This is a genomic window from Chryseobacterium sp. HR92 (assembly GCF_045689405.1).
Taxonomy (GTDB): Bacteria; Bacteroidota; Bacteroidia; order Flavobacteriales; family Weeksellaceae; genus Chryseobacterium; species Chryseobacterium viscerum_A.
Genome location: NZ_CP139139.1, coordinates 1,947,355 through 1,966,954, shown reverse-complemented (window position 1 = coordinate 1,966,954; position 19,600 = coordinate 1,947,355). Strand labels below are relative to the sequence as shown.

Annotated in this window: 27 protein-coding genes; all 27 read right to left on the bottom strand. The window is 36.9% G+C overall.

The window, feature by feature from the left end:
* Nucleotides 1-85 precede the first annotated feature (85 nt).
* Nucleotides 86-727, bottom strand: a complete 642-nt coding sequence (locus SFA27_RS08785) for an alpha/beta hydrolase (protein ID WP_407297715.1) — start codon at nt 725-727, stop codon at nt 86-88.
* A gap of 147 nt (nt 728-874) precedes the next feature.
* Nucleotides 875-1,132, bottom strand: coding sequence for a hypothetical protein (locus SFA27_RS08780; RefSeq protein WP_047377578.1), 258 nt, complete (start codon nt 1,130-1,132; stop codon nt 875-877).
* A 91-nt stretch (nt 1,133-1,223) separates the two neighbouring features.
* Nucleotides 1,224-1,556, bottom strand: a complete 333-nt coding sequence (locus SFA27_RS08775; protein ID WP_047377579.1) for a hypothetical protein — start codon at nt 1,554-1,556, stop codon at nt 1,224-1,226.
* An 11-nt stretch (nt 1,557-1,567) separates the two neighbouring features.
* A complete protein-coding gene (locus SFA27_RS08770) occupies nt 1,568-2,122 on the bottom strand; it encodes an RNA polymerase sigma factor (RefSeq protein WP_185145132.1) in 555 nt (184 codons plus the stop codon).
* Nucleotides 2,123-2,624: 502 nt separating this feature from the next.
* Complete coding sequence (locus tag SFA27_RS08765; protein WP_407297712.1) at nt 2,625-4,628, bottom strand: S9 family peptidase; 2,004 nt, start codon at nt 4,626-4,628, stop codon at nt 2,625-2,627.
* A gap of 176 nt (nt 4,629-4,804) precedes the next feature.
* Nucleotides 4,805-5,263 carry a hypothetical protein gene (locus SFA27_RS08760; RefSeq protein ID WP_407297710.1) on the bottom strand — a complete coding sequence of 153 codons (459 nt, stop codon included), beginning with the start codon at nt 5,261-5,263 and terminating at the stop codon, nt 4,805-4,807.
* Nucleotides 5,264-5,381: 118 nt separating this feature from the next.
* The gene (locus SFA27_RS08755) at nt 5,382-5,840 is read right to left on the bottom strand and encodes an SRPBCC family protein (protein WP_407297708.1); all 459 of its coding nucleotides are present in this window, start codon (nt 5,838-5,840) and stop codon (nt 5,382-5,384) included.
* Between the two features lie 69 nt (nt 5,841-5,909).
* Entirely contained in the window at nt 5,910-6,338 is a 429-nt protein-coding gene (locus tag SFA27_RS08750) for an ATPase (RefSeq protein ID WP_047377584.1), read from the bottom strand.
* Nucleotides 6,339-6,481: 143 nt separating this feature from the next.
* Nucleotides 6,482-7,315: an SDR family oxidoreductase gene (locus tag SFA27_RS08745; protein ID WP_047377585.1), complete on the bottom strand. Its 834-nt coding sequence runs from the start codon at nt 7,313-7,315 to the stop codon at nt 6,482-6,484.
* A gap of 47 nt (nt 7,316-7,362) precedes the next feature.
* Nucleotides 7,363-8,229: a VOC family protein gene (locus tag SFA27_RS08740; RefSeq protein WP_407297706.1), complete on the bottom strand. Its 867-nt coding sequence runs from the start codon at nt 8,227-8,229 to the stop codon at nt 7,363-7,365.
* Nucleotides 8,230-8,374: 145 nt separating this feature from the next.
* Nucleotides 8,375-8,614: a hypothetical protein gene (locus tag SFA27_RS08735; RefSeq protein ID WP_264517624.1), complete on the bottom strand. Its 240-nt coding sequence runs from the start codon at nt 8,612-8,614 to the stop codon at nt 8,375-8,377.
* Between the two features lie 35 nt (nt 8,615-8,649).
* A complete protein-coding gene (locus tag SFA27_RS08730) occupies nt 8,650-9,063 on the bottom strand; it encodes an SRPBCC family protein (protein WP_047377587.1) in 414 nt (137 codons plus the stop codon).
* Nucleotides 9,064-9,141: 78 nt separating this feature from the next.
* Nucleotides 9,142-9,573, bottom strand: a complete 432-nt coding sequence (locus SFA27_RS08725; RefSeq protein WP_047377588.1) for a VOC family protein — start codon at nt 9,571-9,573, stop codon at nt 9,142-9,144.
* 87 nt (nt 9,574-9,660) lie between these two features.
* On the bottom strand, nt 9,661-10,437 hold the full coding sequence (locus SFA27_RS08720) for an alpha/beta fold hydrolase (RefSeq protein WP_407297703.1): 777 nt from the start codon (nt 10,435-10,437) through the stop codon (nt 9,661-9,663).
* Between the two features lie 2 nt (nt 10,438-10,439).
* Nucleotides 10,440-10,940, bottom strand: a complete 501-nt coding sequence (locus SFA27_RS08715) for a DinB family protein (protein WP_407297701.1) — start codon at nt 10,938-10,940, stop codon at nt 10,440-10,442.
* A 212-nt stretch (nt 10,941-11,152) separates the two neighbouring features.
* Nucleotides 11,153-11,614 carry a hypothetical protein gene (locus SFA27_RS08710; RefSeq protein ID WP_407297699.1) on the bottom strand — a complete coding sequence of 154 codons (462 nt, stop codon included), beginning with the start codon at nt 11,612-11,614 and terminating at the stop codon, nt 11,153-11,155.
* A 33-nt stretch (nt 11,615-11,647) separates the two neighbouring features.
* The gene (locus SFA27_RS08705) at nt 11,648-12,058 is read right to left on the bottom strand and encodes a VOC family protein (RefSeq protein WP_407297697.1); all 411 of its coding nucleotides are present in this window, start codon (nt 12,056-12,058) and stop codon (nt 11,648-11,650) included.
* A gap of 97 nt (nt 12,059-12,155) precedes the next feature.
* Entirely contained in the window at nt 12,156-12,563 is a 408-nt protein-coding gene (locus SFA27_RS08700; RefSeq protein WP_407297695.1) for a VOC family protein, read from the bottom strand.
* Nucleotides 12,564-12,640: 77 nt separating this feature from the next.
* Nucleotides 12,641-13,231, bottom strand: coding sequence for a Crp/Fnr family transcriptional regulator (locus SFA27_RS08695; protein WP_047377594.1), 591 nt, complete (start codon nt 13,229-13,231; stop codon nt 12,641-12,643).
* A gap of 274 nt (nt 13,232-13,505) precedes the next feature.
* On the bottom strand, nt 13,506-14,717 hold the full coding sequence (locus SFA27_RS08690) for a DUF763 domain-containing protein (protein WP_407297693.1): 1,212 nt from the start codon (nt 14,715-14,717) through the stop codon (nt 13,506-13,508).
* A 63-nt stretch (nt 14,718-14,780) separates the two neighbouring features.
* Nucleotides 14,781-15,911, bottom strand: a complete 1,131-nt coding sequence (locus tag SFA27_RS08685; RefSeq protein WP_407297691.1) for an FAD-dependent oxidoreductase — start codon at nt 15,909-15,911, stop codon at nt 14,781-14,783.
* Between the two features lie 49 nt (nt 15,912-15,960).
* Nucleotides 15,961-16,794, bottom strand: a complete 834-nt coding sequence (locus tag SFA27_RS08680) for a helix-turn-helix domain-containing protein (protein WP_407297689.1) — start codon at nt 16,792-16,794, stop codon at nt 15,961-15,963.
* A 39-nt stretch (nt 16,795-16,833) separates the two neighbouring features.
* Nucleotides 16,834-17,238, bottom strand: a complete 405-nt coding sequence (locus SFA27_RS08675) for a glyoxalase superfamily protein (RefSeq protein ID WP_047377598.1) — start codon at nt 17,236-17,238, stop codon at nt 16,834-16,836.
* Nucleotides 17,239-17,247: 9 nt separating this feature from the next.
* Complete coding sequence (locus SFA27_RS08670) at nt 17,248-17,595, bottom strand: VOC family protein (protein ID WP_407297687.1); 348 nt, start codon at nt 17,593-17,595, stop codon at nt 17,248-17,250.
* Between the two features lie 85 nt (nt 17,596-17,680).
* Nucleotides 17,681-18,370: an alpha/beta hydrolase gene (locus tag SFA27_RS08665; RefSeq protein ID WP_047377600.1), complete on the bottom strand. Its 690-nt coding sequence runs from the start codon at nt 18,368-18,370 to the stop codon at nt 17,681-17,683.
* Between the two features lie 67 nt (nt 18,371-18,437).
* On the bottom strand, nt 18,438-19,013 hold the full coding sequence (locus SFA27_RS08660) for a Crp/Fnr family transcriptional regulator (protein WP_264517614.1): 576 nt from the start codon (nt 19,011-19,013) through the stop codon (nt 18,438-18,440).
* A gap of 82 nt (nt 19,014-19,095) precedes the next feature.
* On the bottom strand, nt 19,096-19,599 hold the full coding sequence (gene tpx, locus SFA27_RS08655) for a thiol peroxidase (protein ID WP_047377602.1): 504 nt from the start codon (nt 19,597-19,599) through the stop codon (nt 19,096-19,098).
* Between the last annotated feature and the right edge of the window lies 1 nt (nt 19,600).

Sequence of the window (19,600 nt, the reverse complement as noted above, 5' to 3'; positions counted from 1 at the left end):
TCTACCCGCAGATTTCACAGATTACGCAGATCATTTCGTAGTAACTTCAATCATAAGAACTAAACGTTAATAGACCAACCAGCATCTATTTCCGGGAAACCCAATCCTTAGTAGGAGTTATCCAATCATTGAGTGCTTTAAAAAGAAAACCATGTTGTAAACTAGTGTTAAGCTCTATTTCTTTAAAATCTTTAATATCAGATCTCATCAATCTCTGTTCCTTTGATAACGGCAGATGCCCGTCATCTGATTTCTCCGTAATGGAAAGAATTCTTCCATAAAGCTTAAAGTTTTTATCTTTTTCCAAAGAATCATCTTTAAAACTCGCTCCAATAATCACAAATTTCAAGTCCGTATTTTCTTCATAATAAGATACATACTGTGCAATATATCCTCCCTGCGAAGTTCCTACAACGGTAATCCTTCCAGCCGGAATTCCTTTTTTCATGAGACTGTCAATCTGCTTTCTCACCTTTCCTGCATACGCTATGGGATCGGTATCTGCTTTTCTTTTCTCAGAAATCACAATTGTATTTTTATCCTTCAGTTTATTAAGTATTTCTTCATATTCTGCAACCCCGTATTTTGGGTGCTTCTCCTCTAAAGAATGCCCTTCTAAAAATTTATTATGCAAAAAGAAAACATATTGTTTCTGTCCGGAATACTGCCCATAAATGATGACTGAGAAAAGTGACAGGGCCGCAATAAAAATATTTTTGAGTTTCATAATCTTCTGAATAGCTTTAATAGTAACAAAGAAACAAATGTAAGGCTAAAAAGCTTTTTAGTAACTTGTTTAAATAAAAAATTCCGGCGCGGGAAGCAGAGCTTCCCGCGCCGGAATTAAACAATTTCAATTTAGTTTTTACTTATCTTATGCTTCGCAGGTATTATCCTTTCTGCAGCATCTTGAATGGAATTCTTTTTTGAATTTCCCTTTCAGTTCCTGATATTGCTCATCATTCATTTCTCTGATCTTATCTGCCAGTCCGAAAGGAGATTTCTCCTTGATTCCATATTCATCAAAAATACCTTTGATAAATCTTTTTCTTTGTATTGCTTTTTTAGCGATTAAGGCTACACCCACAACGGCTAATGCTCCAAGAGCTCCTTTTAATGCTGAATTTTTCATTTTTTCAAAATTTTAAATTTTACTACTTCTTGTTTTTTATAGAGACGAATGAATTCTAATTTTACTTTACTACTTCTTTAAAATTTTCAAATTATTCGTTATTTCTGTTGAAGAATCCTCCCGAGCATTTATTTCTCCAAACCTCTTTGAATTTTTCTCTTTCCTCAGGGGACCAGCTTTCCATTTTTTCTCTCATTTTTCTTTCCTTGAAGTCTTTCATTCCTTTACCGAAATGGAAACCTCCGAAAAGAATTTTACTTAGGATCAGTATTCCCATTGCCTGCCAGAAAGTAATCGTTTTCACTCCTAAAATCTCTGGGAGAAGACAATTCCAAAGCAGCATTACAATCCATGTAACAGCGGCTAAAATTAATGGCGGGCATAACAATAAAAAAATCCAACCCTTTTTGTGTTTATGATTCATAATTTCTTTTTCTAACTTTTTAAATCTTCGTATAATTTTCTCAATCTGTTTCTCAAATGCTTCACAGCATAGTTTTTTCTACTGATGATGGTCTTGATGTTTTCTCCCTGTTCATCGGCAATCTCCTGGAGGGTTTTGTCATTCAGTTCATTTTCTACGTAGACCAGCCTTTGTTTTTCGGGAAGTTCATCAAGTGCTTCAAACAGTTTTTTCCAGATCTCATCCTGAAACATTTTAACTTCAGGGCCAGCGCTCTCATCCATCAGAAGAATATCCTTGATAGAAAAACTGCCGTCTTCATCTTCATACACGAAATCTTCAAGATTTTCTGTTTTCTTTTTACGGTAACGATCCGTGATTTTATTCGCCGTTACTCTGTATAACCACCCACCAACATTTACGATCTCCGAAATATTCGTAAGGCTACTGAACTGATACCACACTTCCTGCAGAATATCTTCCGCATCCTCCGTGTTTTTCACTTTCGGACGAATATAAGACATCAGCTTCCCTCCGTAGTTGGAAACGGTCTGCGAGATGATGCTTTCTTTCTCTTTCTGTGGCATTGTTATTTTTTCGACAACCTCCATATTGCTATGACGGCTGATCTTTTGGTTTTACTTTAATAAATTTAAAATATTTTTCTTATAATTCAATTTTTCTTTTATTCATCGATATTTTTATCTCTCAAATTATCGCCAAATTATTCATTACTTATTAATCATTGCTTATTTTTTTAAGGAAGCTTTTTCCCGCTATCCGCTCATACTCCTCACACCAAACGATCCCACGCTCTTACCCTCCGACGCTCCCACTCATGTTCCGGGGTAACCGCTGCTATCGGGGCTAAAATGATAAATAACAAATGAAATATTGATGAATGATAAAAACCTTTTTATCCATTCTCAATTTCTAACTTCATTTTAGATTCCTACGGAATGACACAATTGTAATGATAGTTTATCCATACAGCTTGTCATTCTGCAGGAATCTAAACACCTAGTCATAATAACAAAAAAAAGAAACGGAAGACCTTAGCCCTCCGTTTCCACATTATAAAATTATTAGTTACTTATTAAAATTTTCTGCAAAGAATCCTAACATGGATTTATAAAGTTCAATTCTGTTCGGTTCTTTTCCAAATCCGTGCCCTTCATCATATTTTACCAGATAAGGAACTTCAAAACCTTTAGCACGCATTGCTTTTACAATCTGATCAGATTCATTGATGTTTACTCTTGGATCATTAGCTCCCTGTACTACGAATAACGGTTTCTTTATTTTATCAATCTGGAACACCGGAGAAACTTCCTTAGCAATTTTAGCTTCTTCTGGATTATCCAGATCATACCAGATTTGTTTTACCATTTCCTTATAAGGTTTCCAGTATTCCGGGAAAGAAGCAAAGAAGGTGAAAATATTGGATACTCCTACGTAATCCACTCCACAGGTATACAAATCCGGAGTTTTGATCAATCCCATTAATGTGGCATATCCACCGTGGCTTCCTCCGTAAATGGCTACTTTATCTTTGTCTACCCATCCCTGCTCAATGGCATATTTTACTCCGTCTTCTACATCATCCATGGCTTTTCTTCCGATTTGTTTGTACCCGGCTTTCTGGAATGATTTTCCATATCCTCCTGAAATTCTGAAGTTCACCTGAAGAGTGGCATATCCTCTGCTTGCAAACAATTGTGTTTCCGGATTGAATCCCCAGCTGTCTCTGATTCCTTGCGGTCCACCATGAGGATTTACAATCAAAGGAACTTTTTTACCTTCCAGTGCTGCTTTAGGCAATGTAATATATCCATGAATGGTCATTCCATCTCTGCTTTTAAATTCGATAGGTCTCATTTCAGCCATATCTTCTTCCTTCAGCTGAGGCATTAGGTTGTAGAGAAGTTTGGTCTGCTTGGTTTTGGTGTCATATTCATAATAGGTTCCGTAGAGCTTATCACTTCCTACCACAACCAGAAGTTTATCATTATTATCATCTGAAGAAGCAATCCCAAATTCCTTATCTCCAAACTGAGCTTTTAATTTGTCATGTATTTCTTTATAAAATTTACTTACCGGAACTGTTTCTCCTTTAGTTCCTTCATAGCTTATAAAATCAAGTTCGTAATTTCTGTTTTTACCGGCAGTGCTTATGGAGCTTACATCATATACAGGATTAGAATAAATCTCTTTTATCACAGCATTTTTTTTCAGATCATACAGCACAATTCTCGCTTTATCGCTATCCAGATTCGTTACTACATACGCTTCATCTTTATTTTTAGAATTTTCATTAAATTCTATAATGCTGAAAGTATCAGACCAATCTGCAGATTTAATCAGATTGAATTTTCCTGTCTGCAGATCTTTATAATAGGTTTTTGTGGTTAATCCGTTTTCAAGAACACTATAACCTCTCAAATTTCCATCTTTATCAAAAAGGTAGTCGTCAATAGGACTGTTGACATCTTTATTTTCATATAGCTGGGTCATTTCTCCGGTAACGAAATTGATTTTAAAAGGCTCAAAAATCTGTTTATTATTTTTATTGAGGGTAACTACAACAAAATCCGTATCTTTTATGGGAATGATTGACTGTACTTTTACTCCGTCAAATGGCGTTAAATCCTTTTGATTCCCACCATCTGCATCTGCAGCATACAAATGAATATTTTCATTTCCTCCTCTATCCTGAGTGTAGTAAAGGCGTTTTTTGTTCAGCCAGCCATAGCCTCTGATCAGATCATCTTTTTCCACGATGGCTTTAGTAATTTTTCCTGTACTCAGGTCTTTTACATAAACGTGGTTCTTTTTATCCTGGTCTTTTTCTTTATAGGAAAGGTATTTTCCGTCAGGAGAAATTTTAAATGCTGAAGCTTTTGGTCTTGCAAAATAGTCTTCCACTTTGTATTTAAAGTTTCCTTTGTCATAAGAAATCAGCTTCTCAAGATTGGCTTTGGAAGATGGCAAAGTAGGATCTCCCGGCAGTTTGGCAGTAGAGCTCTGTGCGTTGGTCATAATGGTAGATAGTACAATAAGGGCTGTACCGAAAATGTTGTGATTTAGGTTCATAACTTCTGTTTTAAAGGTTAAAGTTATAGAAGGCACTCATTTTTAAAACAATAGAAAATAAATGCATTTATATAATAAGACATATTATACCCACAAAACGTTACACTGTTTTTATCAATTAATGAAAAAAATATCAATTATATGAAAAAGACAGCCTTAGTGACTGTCTTTTTTATTTAGTGTAAATATATTCCGAAATACCATGTCCAGACGATTAAGATAATCTGCATGGGAATCCTTTGAGTATAAAGGTACTTCATTCCCGGACCTGTGTAATCGGCTTTAAAAATATTAATCTTTTTCCTGGAAGAATTGATATTGGCTATAAAAACCAGGACATAAAAAACAATGAGTAAAATTGCGGTTATCTCACGAATAGCCGGAATCATAAGCCCAATTCCCGCGGAAATTTCCAGTACTCCTGTACAATAGACCCAAAACATTTTTGCAGGCATAAAATCCGGGATCATCATTTCCATCCCTTTTTGAAACTTAAAATGAGAAAAACCTGTAAATATGATAAATACAGCCATTCCCAGGTTTCCAGAGAATATAAAATCCGGCTTCCCCTGAAACAAAAAAGTCCCTAGTAAAGCCAGAATACATGTTACGAAAAGTATTACAAGTAGTTTCATTTTTTAGTTGATAGATAATAGATGATAGGTAGCAGGTGGCAGGGATTAGGGATGGATATCAAGACAGCTGCCCTAAACTTTAAACCTTGAACTTTAAATTTTAAACTTTGAACTTCAATCACACAGAATCAAGACTTACTCCCTCTGCAAGGCTTTTCACAACCGTCAATCCTTTTGTAAAGCCTGTGTTCATATGGTCTTCCCATTGTTTTTCAACCTGAACTTCAGCATGAAGTTTTGTTTTCCCTCCAAAGTCTATTAAAAAATATTTTTCAAAGCTTCCGTTCCATTCCATTACTTCTTTGCTTTGAGTGTCTTCTACTCCATTTTTATCTACTATTCCCAGATGTTTAAAAACAATCTGATTGGGTTCTTCCATACTGTCTATAGTTGAAACCATTCCTTCTCCCTCAGCATTAAGAAAATAGGTCTTTCCACCTACCTTCCAATCGGACTTCATAACAGATCCTGCACCGAAAAATCGGGTCCATTCACTATAAGTTTCAGGGTTCCAGAGAATGTCCCATACTTTCTGTAGAGGAGCATCTATTACTGTTTCGTATGATAAGGTTTCCATTTTTTTATTTTTTAGAGTGATTTGGCTATGAATTACTTTCAATATCAGGTGTATTTCAACCTGAGATATTTACAGCTGATTTTCTGAAAGATGCTTAACGATGGTCATCGCTTTTGGAAATTTCTCTTCAAAAAATTCTTTAAATTCCGCAGGGGTCTGAATTTCTGTTTTCAATAGTGTTCCTTCTTCATTTTCTTCAAGAAAATAAGCTTCTGTTGCTTCTCCCCAATCCTGAGGAACTTCAATCCCTTCATAAATTTCTCCCAGGTGCAGAAATTTTATTTCTTCGTTGGGAATAACTTTTTCTACTCTGCTGTACATCCCATTATTTTTGGGATCAAGAAATTTAACAATATTATTCTCTTCGAGCGTTCCTTCATAGAAAGAACCATCTGTAAATGCTGTTGTCCATTGCCTGTATGTAATATCTCCCCAAAGGACACTCCATACTTTTTCAGGTTCAGCATTGATTTCTATTTCGTATGATAATTTTTCCATTATATTTTAGGTGTTTGGTTTTAGGTAATAGGTTGCAGGTGATTGTGTTTGAGGGTTAGAGAGTAAGAGTGTATTGAACTGCGATTTTCTAACTTCTAACTTCTAACTTCTAACTTCTGGTTTCCAGTTTCCAGCATTTCATTCTATCCTCCGACGAAATCACCTCCGTTAATGTGGATAATTTCTCCTGTAATATAGCTTGCATCTTTAGAAGCAAGAAATACATAAGCCGGAGCTACTTCCGACGGCTGCCCCGCACGCTTCAGCGGAGTATCTTTTCCAAACCTTGAAAGGTCATCAAAAGCTTCTTTCACAAGCGGAGTCCAAATAGGCCCGGGTGCAATTCCATTCACCAGAATTCCTTTTCCGGCAAGATTATCCGCCAATGAACGGATAAAAGACAACACCGCTCCTTTTGTGGCCGCATAATCAAGTAAATGATCGCTTCCGCGGTACGCTGTGACAGAGGTTGTACAGATAATTCTTCCTCCTTTTCCGATCAGCGGAAGAAAATTTCTGGTGAAAGAGATCATAGAAATGATATTGGTATCAAATGTTTCCTGAATCTGCTCATCAGAGATTTTTTCCAGACTGTTTTTAGAGGTGTGAATTCCTGCATTATTAACAAGAATATCAAGTTTCTTCCATTCTTTTTTAATCTTGTCCGCACATTTGGTTCTGAATACTTTCCGGGTAAGATCACCTTTTATAAGTAAGCACTTCTGTCCCTCTTTTTCAACCAGTTTTTGGGTTTCTTTGGCATCATCATTACTTTCTTTATAGATAATAGCAACGTCTGCACCTTCTCTGGCAAAATGAACGGCTACAGCCTGTCCTATGCCGCTGTCTCCCCCGGAAATAACTGCTTTTTTACCCTTCAGCTTCCGGCTTCCCTGATAATCGTTCCGGATAATTTCCGGAAACAGCCCTTCTTTAGGGACTTTTGACTTAGATTCTGATTTGTTCTGTGTCTTCATATGCAAATCTTTTCTCTAAAGTACATCAAACAATACGCCGAAACAGATTAAGAATTATATGCATCTTCCAGATCCTGGATGATAATTTTCTGCATTTTCATCATTGCCTGAACCACTTTATAAGCTTTTTCCTGATTGGAATCGTTCATTAGCTGAATAAGTCTTTTAGGTACGATCTGCCAGCTCAATCCATATTTATCTTTCAGCCAGCCACACATACTTTCTCTGCCACCATCTGTTGTCAGTGTATTCCAGTAGTTATCGGTCTGCTGCTGGTCATCCGTCATTACCACCAATGATATTCCTTCATTGAAATCAAACTGGTGATCGTAAGAATTATCCATACAGAATAAACTATAATTGTCTATCATAAATTGAGCATGCTGAACATTTTCTGCCGGTTCCGGAATATCATGGCCTTCACTTCCTGCTCCATAGGTCAATATGTTTCCTATGCTTGAATTGGGGAATGTTTTGGTGTAAAGTTCCATTGCCTCTTTTGCTTTTCCGTTGTTCTGATGGATGAACATCAAAGTAGGTATGATCTTTTGTTCACTTTCTTTTTCGCCCAAAAACAACTGCCACGTTACTCCATATTGATCCTGAACCCAGCCATATTTTTTACTCCATGAGTAAGATCCCAGCTCCATCAAAGCCAGCCCGCCATCCAACAGCTTATCCCAGTATTTTTGAACCTCATCCTCTGTTTCACAAATTACCATGAAAGAGATGGAAGGATTTTTTTTGAATTGCGGACCGCCGTTCAAAAGCATTACTCTTTGTCCAAACAAGTCAATATTCATTACCACGGGTGTATCTGCAGTGATTTCACCTCCAAAAACTTTACAATAAAATTCTGCAGACTGCTTGGCGTCTCCATCATACCAGAGACATGGGAAAATATCGTTATTCATAATTTTTAAATTTTAACAGGGAATGATGTATTTATATTCTTAAATTCTCTATACAACAGCAAAAGAAATCTTATGCCTTTGCATTTAAACGATATGATTCCGCTTTATTGCAATGACACTGCAAAATTTTCCAGTTGTATACTTATTATGCTTCTTTAAAACAGACCTGATTTTCTTTCATATAATTCTTCAGTTTCACCATCGTATTTTTCCCGAAACCATGCAGCTGCATAATTTCCTTCTCGGAATAATCTGAAAGTTTTTCCAAAGAATTTATTTTTTCTTTTTCTAAGGCTCTTCTTGCAGGTATTGCAATCACTCCGTGAAGGAACTGTTCTGCAGAGTCATAATTAAAAGCATAAATGGAGTTTAAACTCTTGGACATGATAACTAGATTGATCATGGCTACAAAAAATAGTGTTAATGATTCTCAACATACTTGTGGAAATTATTAAGAATAGCATACCAGCCATCCCGTTGCATTTCCACAGAATTTTGTTTTTCCGGATCGAAAATTTCAATAACTTTCGTTGTGTTTTCATCTATTTTATCGAAAACAACTTCTACTTTCCGTCCGTCCTCCATATGATACTTGATCACTTCATGAGGAATAATTTCATCATAAACTCCTTCAAAATCAAATCCGAAACTTTTGTCTTTCGCTTCCATTCTGTTTTTGAATTTGCCTCCTACCGTAAGATTATTTTCAGAACTAGGGCACTGCCAGGTTTCATGGGCAAAATTCCATTTTGTGATGTGCTTTGGCTCATTGAAATAATTCCAGACTTTTTCAACGGGTGCTAAAATTGTAATGTCTATTTTAATTGGATCCATAGTTCTGTTTTTTTATAGTTAGAATAAAGAGCTGCCCAAAAAATGGGCACCTCTTTTTATAATTAGTTAAATATAGGATTATTTTGCGTATTCATCATTATAGTTCACCATCCAATGAACACCATATTTATCCTGAAAGCATCCGAAATAGTCTCCCCAAAACTGATCTTCAATCGGCATTTCTACATTTCCGCCATCAGAAAGTTCTTTAAAAATTCTGTCAGCCTCATTTCTGGAGTCCGGGAAAATAGAAACATAATTGTTATTTCCTACCGTAAGCGTCTGCCCAAAACCGGGTACAATATCTGATGCCATTAAAAGGTCACCTCCAATAGGCAAAGCAATGTGCATTACCCTGTTTTTTTCTTCTTCTGAAAGGTTTTCTGTACCAGGAGCATTTCCCATTTTATGAATTCCTCCGACGAATTCACCACCGAAAACAGTTTTGTAAAAATTGAACGCTTCTTCAGCTGTTCCATCAAAATTCAGATAGGGATTTAATTTAGCCATGATTTTTAATTTTAAAGTTATTATTATAAGATATAGTTTCTACTGATGATCCATTAAGGATTAATTAATTTAATATGAATAAAACACTTAGTGGTTTATAAATTTTTCTACTTCTCTGACGGTAAAGTCTATTAAGTTGGTATCCATACTTCCGTCAAAGTCAGGCATCATATAGACACCGTGAGTTGCGGGAAGTATCATTAACCGGGAGCCTTTTACCAGGCGCCACATTGCTGCAGCATGCTCTGGTTTCATGACGTCCTGATCACCGCTGATGAATAATGTAGGTGATTTGATAGAAGCCAATACCTCATCATCCCAGTCTTGAAATGTCTGCATCCTTGTGCAGTCTTTCTCAAAAAGATTTTCCAATTTTGAAAAATCCGGATTGAGATTTAAAAAATTGATTTTGAAAGGTTCCGGCATCGAATCAAAAGTGGCTTCCTGCATTCCTTCAAAAAAACCGTCTATCATTCCGCTTCTTTTATAAAAAGCTGAAGCGACAACCAGTTTTTCAACGATTCCGGGATGGCGGTGCCCAATCTGCATTACGGTACTTCCTCCATTACTGAATCCCCAGAAAGAAGCTTTTCCAATGTTAAGCTCTGCCAGTACTCCGGCTACATCGTCTGCATCCTGTTCAAAGGTTTCAGGAATATCGCGGTGTTCACTTCTGCCATGATTTTGTAAATCTATTCCTATGAGTTGGAATTTACCTTCCAGTCTTGCAATAACTTCTTTAAAATCATACAAAATGGAAGAACCTCCTCCATGAATTAAAACCAAAGGTTTTCCTGATCCATAGATCTCGTAATACAATTGGATTCCGTTGACTTTTTTATAGCCTGTTTCTACTGGATTCATTATTAATATTTAAGATTTTCGTCCACATCGTATTTCATTCCCGGATAGTTCAGAATTCTGCGCATCAGGCCTATCTGTCCGCAGAGATAATCTTCGCGGCCAATACACATTCCTACAAAATTCAGTTTTGTTTCTTTAATGAAAGGGATATTCATTCCTATCTCAAATATTTCATCCAGTTCTTCATCAGTTACTTCGTAAAGTTTTTGGTATACTTTAGCTGAAATAGCATGGAAATTTTCTTTCAATTCGGCCAAAGTTGGATATTTAAAGCTTTCATCCAGTGCTTTTCCCTGGAAAAACAAATCGCTGTAAGGATCCTCTTCCTGTATTCCAAGTACCCAGCCCAGCCCATAGCGCATATTGACAAAGTTTCCTGCCATCCACACAATATGATTGGTTTTATTTTCAATTCTTTTCAACGCGTCTTCTTCCGAAATGCCGTCTAATACATTCATAAAGCTTTGGGAATGCATTCTGTAAGCAGGAATAACGAGTTCCATTTTTTTTGATTTTGGTGTGTCCATTTTATTTTAAAGATTAGAAGTTAGAAATTAAAGGTTAGAATGTTAGAGAAACGTAAAGGCGCTAAGTTTTTACAAACTATATGCTTTTTAAGGTGCGAGGGGTTTTATCTTCGATAAAATTGTACTCTTCTAAAAGGTAATACTAATATTTCAGCGATATACTTGTCATTCCGAGCAAAGCAAGGAATCTATTTTATGGCGCCCGGTTTTCCTAAAATCCTGCGGAGATAACCTAGCTGCCCGCTGTGATAAATTTCATGAAGGCTCAGCGTTGAAATATCATTTACCATTTCAGATTTAAAGCTGTCAAGAGTCCCGAGTTTCGCTTCCAGTTTGTCCTGAGATTGTTTCAGATAGGATTTTAAATCTTCAAAGCTGACCAATTCATCTTTCCGGTTCAAAGGAATTTCCCCCCTGTTGTAACAAGAAAACTTTTCACTGTCCCAGACAGATTCTTCTCCTAAAATATTCAGTAAAGGATTTCTGATGTAGATCAAATGTCCAAGAATCCAGTTCATACAATTGGCTTCACCATTAGGAAAAATCATAGATTCTTCATGGGTAATGCCCTCAATATTCAAAGAAATCACCTGATAGTTACTCACTACCTGATTCTTTATTAATTCTATATCGTTTGATATTGCTTCCATTGGATATGTATTTAATAAGTGAATGATAATACATTATTCTGCAGGCATCTGAGATGCATCTCCATGCATTACTTCCCACTGATGACCATTGATATCTGCAAAACTATTTTGATACATCCATCCGTAATCCACAGGCTCACCATATTTTGAACCTCCGCTTTCGATGGCTGTTTTCACCATATGATCTACTGCTTCGCGGCTGTTTACCCCGATAGCAAGAAGCACCTGCGTAGTATCTCCTTTGGCAAAAGGTCTGTTGGTAAAAGTTTGGAAGAACTCTTCTTTAAGAAACATTGTATAGATATGATTTTCTTTCATTACTACACATATTGCCTTCTCATCTGAAAACTGTTCATTGATAGAAAAGCCTAGCTTCGTCCAGAATTCTCTGGTTTTTTGTACGTCTTTTACGGGTAAATTGACGTAAATATCAGTAATATTCATTTTGTAAAATTTAGTGGTGATTGTTATCCAAAATTACCAGGATATGGTAAGAATGTGCTTGTCATAGGACAAGATTTAATTTTTACTTGGATTTAAATTATTCTGCCGGCATTTGAGACATATCGGCAAAAGTGATATTCCAGCCGTGTCCGTCCAGATCCCAGAAAGAATTCTGATACATCCAGCCGTAATCCTGAGGTTCTTCATGCTGCCACGCCCCGTTTTCTACAGCGGTATTCACTATTTTATCTACTTCTTCACGGCTGTTCAAACCTACTGCTACAAGAACCTGACTGGTATTTTCTTTGGCAACAGGTTTATTGGTGAAGGTCATAAAATAATCTTCCTGCAGAAACATTACGTAGATCATATCATTCAAAGCAACGCAGGCTGCTTTATCATCAGAGAATTGTTCGTTAATCGAAAAACCTACCTTGGTCCAGAATTCTTTTGTTTTCTGTACATCTTTTACAGGAAGATTCACATAAATTTGATTGACTTTCATTTTTTGTAATTTTAGTGTTAAACTGTAATCCAAAATTACCGAGGTGCAATGAAAATCTACTTGTCATAAGGCAAGATTTAATTTTTCTTAGGATGGGAAACTATTTCTTTGCGAATACGGCTTAAAGAAGTGTCTGTAACTCCCAGATAGGAAGCAATCTGCTTCAATGGTGCAAATTGTATGACTTTAGATTTTTGTTCCAGCAGATTAAGGTATCTTCTGGTTGCTGACAGCGTGAACATTTCTACGGAGCGTTGTTTGTAAGCAAAAAGCTCCTGAGACATCCATGATCTTCCCCATTCCCTGAGATTTGGAATTTTATGGAACAATTCCTGGAACGTGTCATAATCAAGCCTCCAGCAGTCACAATCTGTAATACAAACGATATTTTCCTGAGACGGAACTCTTTGAAACATTGACAAAACCTCAATAATCACTTCATTCTCTACAAAAAAATGAGTGGTTACTTCATTTCCGTTGAAATCATTGACATAGGAACGCGCCAATCCGCTTTCAAGAATATAATATTCATTGGCTGTTTTTCCTTCTTCAAGAATAAAATCACCTTTCTGGAAAGACGTTTTTTCATGAGCCTGAAAGATTTCAGCAAGCTCTTCAGGGAAAAAGAATGGGAAATCATAGCAGGTTTCTAAGGCTTTATTGGTCATTGGTGTCAATTTTTTAAGTCTTTAAAATTAAAATTTTTAATTGAATTAAGAGCAAGAAATATTAAACAAAGAGTTTAAATGTTTTATAAAAAAAGCGGATACCACACTGAAATAAAAGACATTTCAAAACCAATAATTTTTTAAACAGCTATTTAAAACATACTATCTCTGACCACCCCGTCAAAAATTCTTTGAATTTTTGCCACCCCTCCGGAGGATGGGAATAACTATCTGCCAATATAGTAATTGTTAGCTTTTTACAGGAAATATTTTTTTAAAACAGGGAAAGCTGTATTGATTTCGGAGTGCTGGGTTTCTGGGCATCACCAAATACGGTCTTTCCGCCAAAACGCCAGGAATTTTGTCTTTCTTCTTCAATCACCTGCTGAATATCAAAATCCGGTGTAAAGTCTTTTTCTGCTTCAGTGACGATCTGGTGAAGCTTGTTTAAAGAATTCAGCTTATCAGAATTCCCCAGTTTGGACTTTTCAATTCCTTTTCTGAGAATATTGATACTTTCGTCATACGTATTCACAGGAACAGGGAAAGGATGTCCGTCTTTACCTCCATGAGCAAAGGAAAACCTTGCCGGATCTGCAAATCTTGACGGCGCCCCGTGAATCACTTCACTTACCAAAGCTAATGACTGCATAGTTCTTGGACCTACTCCTTCCAGCATCAGCAAATCTTCAAAATTCTGAGGCTGCTGTTCTCTGGTAACATACAGAAGCGCTCCCAGGCGTTTCAGATCTACGTCAGAAGCCTGAACATCATGATGGGCAGGAAGAATCAATCTTGCAAAATCTTTCATCACTTCTGCTGAATCGGTATGGGAAATATCTAAAATTCCTTTTCTGTTCTCTGAAGCTTCAGTATCAGTAAGGTTAAGAATTCTTCCTCTTGAAATCCCATTAATTCCTGTATGAGGTTTTTCTACAAATGAAGTAATGTTTTCGGAATGCCAATGATATCTTCTCGCTGTTCCGTCGGATTCATGCATTCCCTGCTGGATAACACTCCAATTTCCGTTGTCTGAAAGAATGAAATTGTGCAGATACAACTGGTACCCATCCTGAATGGCTGTATTGTCTACTTTTGCAGAAAGTTTACTGGCTCTCACAAGATCCGTTCCGTTGAGTCCGGTTTTATCTGCAATTCTGATTAACTCTGATGGAGTTTCGCGTGAAAATTTACCTTTTCCGCCACAGATATAAAGTCCCAGAGACTGTGAATTGGGGTTAATAGACCGTTTTAAAGCTCCCATGACGGAAGTGGTAATTCCTGAAGAATGCCAGTCCATTCCCATCACCGCTCCAAAACTCTGAAACCAGAACGGATCTGCCAGCCGGCGCAATACCTCATCTTTACCATAATCCATGAGAATGACTTCAATGATGGAAAGACCCAGTACAGACATACGTTCATACAGCCATGGCGGTACTTTGCCATAGTGAAGGGGTAAATCTGCTGTTCCTGAACGTTTCATTCTGTTTTTAAAGTGTAAAGGTAAGTTTTATTCATCTTACTATTTAATGATCCGGATCATTAATTATTGGAAAAGGTTTGTAAAAGAGAATTTGAAATCCCGCATTTCCAGTTCATTTTTACTGGATTCGAGCTGAGCTTCTTTGGCGTAGATAAACATTTCTTTTTCGTAAGCATTAACGGCTTCGGATATCGTTTGGTATTTTCCTTCTGTCAGATTTTCTGATAAAATTAAAGCATCCAATAATCCGGTATTTACACCCTTTCCGGCAAAAGGAGGCATAAGATGTGCTGCATCACCAATCAGTGTAACGGGTAAATTACGATTGCTTTTCCAAGGTTTGTCTAATGGAATTCTCCTTGTTGGCAGCCCTACAAAAAAAGAAGTTGACAGGAATAACTGCTGATACAATTCATTCCATGAAGAAAATCTTTCGGAAAGAAACTGACGGACCTGTTCTGTATTCTTAAAATCTAATGTACAGCCATCTTCCCATTCTTCAGGCTTTTTGAATATAACTCCATAACTCAAAGCACCGTTATTAAATGGATTGGCTACCAATAAATTACCTTCAAAAGCTGCCATTGGTCTTTTATCTTCACACCATTCAAAGAATTCGGGACATGTTTTCTCAGGCTGCGGAATATCTCCCTGAATAATAAAAGTTCCGGTTTCTTCTACTTCAGCATCTGTAACGTATTTTCTTACTCTGGACATTCCGCCGTTAGCACCAATCACCAGATCAGCTGTCTCATCAGGTTTGTCTTTAAAATGAAGAATCCATTTGCCGTTATTTTCTTCCATTCCAGTAAAATTCATATCCCAGATTACTGTATCATCTGCCAGACTGCCAAGGAGCATTTCTCTCAAATGATTTCTGTTGATTTCAGGATTGTCATATTGATTTTCGGGGGTAATTTCCTTTGTAAATAAAATATTGCAATGTTCATCAGCGATTTTGATCCCCATAGGTAGTGCCATCTCGTAGTATTTATCAAGTAAACCTGCTTTTTTCATGGCTTTCTGTCCTGATTCTTTATGAAGATCCAAGGTTCCGCCCCAGACTCTTGTCTGTGCATTCACATCTCTTTCATAGATATTTACTTCAACATCTTTCTGCTGTAATAAAACAGCCATGGTTAAACCTACAGGTCCTGCGCCAATGATAGCGACTCTTTTATTATTCAGTACCATAATTTTTTAATGTATTTATTATGGTACAAAATTCCAGAATGTAGTTGTATCATGCTTGTACAAATGCGACAAAATCATTGCTTAAGATTTGCTTTCTTTTTCTTGCTTCCCGTGCGAAAACAGCAGGTGTTGTACCGCTGTAGCGTTTAAATTCTCTGCTTAAATGGGATTGGTCTGCATATCCGAATTCCTGGGCAAGTTCAGCAATAGAAGCTTCCGGAGCATGCCACAGACGGTTTCTTATCTGTTCAAAACGCATAATTCCGGAGACATCTTTTACGGTATGACCAGAAGATTGTTTAAACTTTCTTTCCAACGTCCGAACTGTTGTATGAGCAGAATCAGCTATCTGATTTACAGGAATTGCTCCATTATTTTTTCTCATGGCAGCTCCTGCTTTGAAAAGGAGACTGTTTACTGTAATGTGCTTGTGTAATTTCAAAAAATACTGTTCTATCAGTACAATAGCTTCCTCTATTTTCTTCTGACTGATGAGATCATTCAATCCGGTTTGAAGCGTTGCAACAGGATGTTCAAAAGTATGAACTCCGTTTTCTGTTTTTTCTGATGAAAGTTCCAGTAAGTCAAAAACAGCCCATGGAAAACATCTTATCCCGATAATTTCCAGCTGGTTTTGAGCATAAAAAAGAGCAGGCTGATTGAGCAGTCCCATGATGAATGGAGAAGGCAAAGCCTGTAGAATTCCCTGATGAGAAATACTGCATCCACTTCCAAAATGAAAGATGATTTCTGCATAACCATCCGGAAGTACTGTAAATTCGGACAGTTCTTCTCCATAATCCCTTCTGTTATACCAAAAGCATTTAATGGTATCCTTTAATTCTTCCGGAACTTCAAACTCCTGATGTATATTGGACAACATAGCGTTATAAAGTCTATCTGTTATATCGTTTGATCAAAATCAATCGTGAGAATACAGCTCCAGATCTTTATGTTTTGATTCATCATATTCTTCTTCAAAGGTAATTTTATTTCCAAAAGGATCAATTACGGTAAAAGATACGGCTCCGTAAAACGTTTTTTCAAGTCCGGGACGATTGTATTTGTATTTTTTGTCTATCAGTTCTTTATGATATTGAGGAACGCCTTCACCCCAGACAGCAACTCGTGTTCCCGGTGTTCCATCTCCATGGTGCTCGCTTAAATGGAAAATGATATTTTCTCTTTTTACCTCCATATAAACGGGTGTATTTTCATCGAAATAATGTTCCCATACAATTTCAAATCCCAGCCAGTCTACATAAAATTCTTTTGTTTTCTGATAATCGAAGATTCTTAGTATAGGAATAATACGTTCTGCTTTCATAGTAAATTTTTATTGGTGAGTCAGTATATTGATCAGTTTCTGAAAAGGATCTTTAACGAAAAACCTTCGGACACCCCAGTCTTCATTGGTAAGTTCGTAAGTGATTTCAAAACCGGCATGTTTCATTTTGTTGTAAACTTCATCCACATTATCTACTTCAATGGAAAGATCGGGAACTTCCGTATCGTTTCCTCCCTGTTCAGCAAAGCTGATCTGAACTTTTGCTTCTTCATCATTCCCCAGCGTTTTAATCCAGCCATGATCCATCAACACATCCAGTTCCAAGATTTCCTGATAAAACTGATTGGCTCTGGAAAGATCATTCGTTTTAATATTTGCTACGATTCTTTTTACCATTTTGTACTAGTTTTTCATTAAAAAAGCCTTGTGAAATTACGTAAAATTTCACAAGGCTTAATCAATTATTGTGTTGTATCTTTTATTAAACGGAAGCAGCTGCTTCTAAAATCAATTGGGTAACTTCTTCAGGATGTGATGCCAATGAAGCATGTCCCGCATCCAAAGAGATTATTTTCTTAGGCTCAAGACGTTCCGCCATTTCTTTTTCTGTTTCTGCAGGGATCATACGGTCCTGCAATGAGATCTGATACCAACTTGGGCGGGTTTTCCAGGCAGGTTCTCCCGCTACATCCCCAAAACACTGACCGTGAATTGGCTTTTGTGATAAGGACATCACCAATGCTTTTTCATCATCCAAATCCTGACAGAAAGCAGATTTAAATTCATCGTATTTGATCCATAAAAAACCTTTGTTATCAGGATAAATACTCGCTCCACCCGGCGATTCTCTTCTTCCTAACAGAGATCCAAGGCTGTCTCCTGCATCAGGTGCAAAAGCAGCAATATAAACCAGTCCGGCTACTTTATCATGATGCCCGGCTCCTGAAATAACAGCTCCTCCATAAGAATGTCCTACTAAAAGTACTTTCCCTTCCTGGGCATCAATAAGATCTTTAGTCTTATTAATATCGTCCTGAAGTGATGTTAATGGATTCTGAACACTTCTTACTTTATATCCTGCTTTTGTAAGTGAAGGAATAACGTATTGCCAGTGTGATCCGTCTCCCCATGCTCCGTGTACCAAAATAATGGTTAAATCTTTTTGTTCCATAATGATTGTGTTAAAATTTGATGATGATAAAGCTACGGTTTAAAATATCAGTGGACGTTAACTTAAGTTAATTAACGATACGGCTTCTTATTCGGCTGAGTGACTGCTCTGTTACGCCGAGGTAACTGGCAATGTGTTTCTGGGCTATTTTCTGAAAGAGTGCAGGCTGTTTTTTGACAAGATTGAGATATCTTTTTTCTGGAGAAAAGCACAACAGATCATCAATCCGTTTTTTGGCATCAAGATAAATTTTTTCACTCATCACTCTCCCGAATTGCTGCCAGTATGCTTCTCTTTTATATAAATCCTGGAGATGATCTTTACTCAGCAGTAGAATTTCACAGTTTTCCAACGCCTGGATGTTCATATTGGATACGGTATCACACAGAATGCTTTCGTAATCTGTAAAAAATTCATTTTCAAAATAGAATCCGAAATTAATTTCGCGGCCCTGATCATTGATATAGAAAGACCTGATAGTACCTTTTTTGATAAAGCCCAAATACTTGCATTTTTCTCCCTGCTTGAGAAAAAAATCAGATTTTAATAGCTTGGTATCATGAAGTAAAGCATAGAACTCTTCAAAATGATCCGAGTCTACCTGGAAAAGTTCTCCATATTTCTTATAATTATTTGACGTCATTTGGTGTGATTTGATTAGATTTTATATTCAAAAAAAGCCTTGCAAAATGATTCACAAGGCTTTTCTACAAAAATTATTTATATTATTTGTTCAATGCAGCAAGAGCAGCATCATAATTAGGCTCATCAGCAATTTCAGGAACCTGCTCAGTATATACTACTTTGTTGTTTTCGTCTGTAACGATCACGGCACGGCTCAATAGTCCTTTCAAAGGAGAGTCTGCAATAGTCACTTCATAATCATCTCCGAAGCTGCTTCTGAAATCTGAAAGTGTTTCTACGTTATTCAAGCCTTCAGCAGCACAGAATCTTCCTAATGCGAATGGAAGGTCTTTAGAAACGTTGATTACCACTGTATTGTCAAGTTTTGAAGCCTCTTCATTGAATTTTCTGGAAGAAGCAGCACAAGTAGGTGTATCAATGCTTGGGAAAATATTGAATACTTTTTTCTTTCCTGCAAAAGTTTCAAGAGTTTTTACCGCTAATCCTGAGTCTACCAAAGCAAAATCTTTTACAGTGGTTCCTACAGATGGTAATGTTCCTATTGTGTGTACTTCGTTTCCTTTTAAAGTGATTGTCGTTGACATA

Bases quoted from the DNA above. Each gene is read 5' to 3' on its own strand.
- SFA27_RS08675 (WP_047377598.1), bottom strand. From the start codon at position 17,238: ATGAAAGCAGAACGTATTATTCCTATACTAAGAATCTTCGATTATCAG.
- tpx (WP_047377602.1), bottom strand. From the start codon at position 19,599: ATGTCAACGACAATCACTTTAAAAGGAAACGAAGTACACACAATAGGA.
- SFA27_RS08730 (WP_047377587.1), bottom strand. From the start codon at position 9,063: ATGGATCCAATTAAAATAGACATTACAATTTTAGCACCCGTTGAAAAA.
- SFA27_RS08695 (WP_047377594.1), bottom strand. From the start codon at position 13,231: ATGACCAATAAAGCCTTAGAAACCTGCTATGATTTCCCATTCTTTTTC.
- SFA27_RS08740 (WP_407297706.1), bottom strand. From the start codon at position 8,229: ATGAATAACGATATTTTCCCATGTCTCTGGTATGATGGAGACGCCAAG.
- SFA27_RS08770 (WP_185145132.1), bottom strand. From the start codon at position 2,122: ATGCCACAGAAAGAGAAAGAAAGCATCATCTCGCAGACCGTTTCCAAC.
- SFA27_RS08775 (WP_047377579.1), bottom strand. From the start codon at position 1,556: ATGAATCATAAACACAAAAAGGGTTGGATTTTTTTATTGTTATGCCCG.
- SFA27_RS08720 (WP_407297703.1), bottom strand. From the start codon at position 10,437: ATGAATCCAGTAGAAACAGGCTATAAAAAAGTCAACGGAATCCAATTG.
- SFA27_RS08685 (WP_407297691.1), bottom strand. From the start codon at position 15,911: ATGGTACTGAATAATAAAAGAGTCGCTATCATTGGCGCAGGACCTGTA.
- SFA27_RS08705 (WP_407297697.1), bottom strand. From the start codon at position 12,058: ATGAATATTACTGATATTTACGTCAATTTACCCGTAAAAGACGTACAA.
- SFA27_RS08750 (WP_047377584.1), bottom strand. From the start codon at position 6,338: ATGGAAAAATTATCATACGAAATAGAAATCAATGCTGAACCTGAAAAA.
- SFA27_RS08755 (WP_407297708.1), bottom strand. From the start codon at position 5,840: ATGGAAACCTTATCATACGAAACAGTAATAGATGCTCCTCTACAGAAA.
- SFA27_RS08715 (WP_407297701.1), bottom strand. From the start codon at position 10,940: ATGGAACTCGTTATTCCTGCTTACAGAATGCATTCCCAAAGCTTTATG.
- SFA27_RS08725 (WP_047377588.1), bottom strand. From the start codon at position 9,573: ATGGCTAAATTAAATCCCTATCTGAATTTTGATGGAACAGCTGAAGAA.
- SFA27_RS08670 (WP_407297687.1), bottom strand. From the start codon at position 17,595: ATGGTAAAAAGAATCGTAGCAAATATTAAAACGAATGATCTTTCCAGA.
- SFA27_RS08735 (WP_264517624.1), bottom strand. From the start codon at position 8,614: ATGTCCAAGAGTTTAAACTCCATTTATGCTTTTAATTATGACTCTGCA.
- SFA27_RS08780 (WP_047377578.1), bottom strand. From the start codon at position 1,132: ATGAAAAATTCAGCATTAAAAGGAGCTCTTGGAGCATTAGCCGTTGTG.
- SFA27_RS08660 (WP_264517614.1), bottom strand. From the start codon at position 19,013: ATGACGTCAAATAATTATAAGAAATATGGAGAACTTTTCCAGGTAGAC.
- SFA27_RS08700 (WP_407297695.1), bottom strand. From the start codon at position 12,563: ATGAAAGTCAATCAAATTTATGTGAATCTTCCTGTAAAAGATGTACAG.
- SFA27_RS08680 (WP_407297689.1), bottom strand. From the start codon at position 16,794: ATGTTGTCCAATATACATCAGGAGTTTGAAGTTCCGGAAGAATTAAAG.
- SFA27_RS08765 (WP_407297712.1), bottom strand. From the start codon at position 4,628: ATGAACCTAAATCACAACATTTTCGGTACAGCCCTTATTGTACTATCT.
- SFA27_RS08785 (WP_407297715.1), bottom strand. From the start codon at position 727: ATGAAACTCAAAAATATTTTTATTGCGGCCCTGTCACTTTTCTCAGTC.
- SFA27_RS08760 (WP_407297710.1), bottom strand. From the start codon at position 5,263: ATGAAACTACTTGTAATACTTTTCGTAACATGTATTCTGGCTTTACTA.
- SFA27_RS08690 (WP_407297693.1), bottom strand. From the start codon at position 14,717: ATGAAACGTTCAGGAACAGCAGATTTACCCCTTCACTATGGCAAAGTA.
- SFA27_RS08745 (WP_047377585.1), bottom strand. From the start codon at position 7,315: ATGAAGACACAGAACAAATCAGAATCTAAGTCAAAAGTCCCTAAAGAA.
- SFA27_RS08665 (WP_047377600.1), bottom strand. From the start codon at position 18,370: ATGGAACAAAAAGATTTAACCATTATTTTGGTACACGGAGCATGGGGA.
- SFA27_RS08710 (WP_407297699.1), bottom strand. From the start codon at position 11,614: ATGGAAGCAATATCAAACGATATAGAATTAATAAAGAATCAGGTAGTG.